This is a genomic window from Roseobacter sp. HKCCD6576-2 (assembly GCF_013179285.1).
Taxonomy (GTDB): Bacteria; Pseudomonadota; Alphaproteobacteria; order Rhodobacterales; family Rhodobacteraceae; genus Rhodophyticola; species Rhodophyticola oceani.
The window spans coordinates 1-1,354 of the sequence record NZ_WVNW01000062.1 but is presented as its reverse complement, the minus strand read 5'-3'; the positions used below and the strand labels follow the sequence as shown (position 1 = coordinate 1,354).

Genomic DNA, 1,354 nt, shown 5'->3' with positions numbered 1-1,354 from the left:
AAATCGTCGGGCTCGATGTCGGCAAGGACGAGACCGAGGACGGTCGCGGCTGGGTCGAAGTACTCAAAGAGGGGTTTATTGCGGGAGAGTGTGAAATCCTACGCTAAGCGAAAGCCGCCGTTCGTTCAGGGCGCGGCGGATCCAACGAAAGAGCCCATTGCGACGAATGCTGCGTAGACGATAAGTGGCTGCTTGCTGTAGTCGGGTGCTTACAGCGTGAAAGATGATATGTAGACCTGCCCACATGAGTTTGAACACGGCCAAATCATTAGCTCAGAAGATCACAAGTCATCTGGGCGGGAACAGCACAAGGTGCGATCTCGTATCAAACGGCATAAATAAGATCTTCGAGTATTCCGGGGACGCAGGCCAATTCTTTGTTCGAATGGTGCCTGAGACATACCGTAGCTTCTCTGATCTCGAAGACGAACTGTCGGTAATGCATAAACTCTCGGTTGTTGGGTTGCCCGTTTGCGGTGTTCCGCAGTTAAAGGTGCCGCTTGTTTTCGGGCCAATTAGTTCCGAGAGCGACAACTACAATGGGTTGATCACTTTGGCTGTGTCCGGTCGCCAACTCGGCCTCACAATTGCCGACAATGAAGCCTTGGCTAGATCATTGGCAAAGGTGCATTGCGTGGATCGTGCGTTGATTTTGGATTGCTCAAGAAAACCCGAAAACCCAAGTCACCAAGGGCTAGAGCGCTCTAGGTTTCGGAAAGTTGTTGCGCTCATTAGTGAGCTGATCGATGAATTTAGAAAAGATGTAAGAAGCCCCAGCGTTGGGCTTTGCCACGGTGATGCATGGCACGGAAATGCTATCTTCGACGGCGGCGAGGCCATTCTGATTGATTTTGAACACCACCATGTTGGCCCCACTTCGTTCGATGTGGCAACACAGATCTGGTGGCTAAAGGCGGTTGGCGGTGACCGTAGTAGAGATCTGGTCTGTGCCTTCCTCGAGGAGTACTCAAAGTGCTGTGGCAGCCGCATTTCAGATGCGGAGTTGCGGTTTCAAATTCTACGCAAGGAACTGCTGAACTTACACTATCTCGATTGGTTAGAGTTAGCGCCTGATCTAGAGGAAGAAACTATGGTTCGGGCGCATCGCACCCTCTAATGGGTGAAACAACCAAAACTATTGGACTGGTAACGGACATTCGGCTGGACACAGCGAATTTACCCTTCGTCCGCTCTTTTTCAACTAGTGCATGATGCAGCGAATTTCGGCAATGCCCATCACCGCCTCTTCGGCCACTTGTATTCGCCGGTGAGCAAGATGTGAGCCCAGCCGAGCGGGGACACGCGCTTGAAGAGTGGCTGCACTTCGGCAAGATCGACTTTGGCCCGGTGTTCC

Annotated in this window: 1 protein-coding gene; it reads left to right on the top strand. The window is 52.1% G+C overall.

Going from position 1 to position 1,354, the window contains the following annotated elements:
* The first annotated feature begins 244 nt into the window (after positions 1-244).
* Entirely contained in the window at positions 245-1,117 is an 873-nt protein-coding gene (locus tag GTF44_RS21945) for an aminoglycoside phosphotransferase family protein (protein ID WP_171563118.1), read from the top strand.
* Positions 1,118-1,354 lie beyond the last annotated feature (237 nt).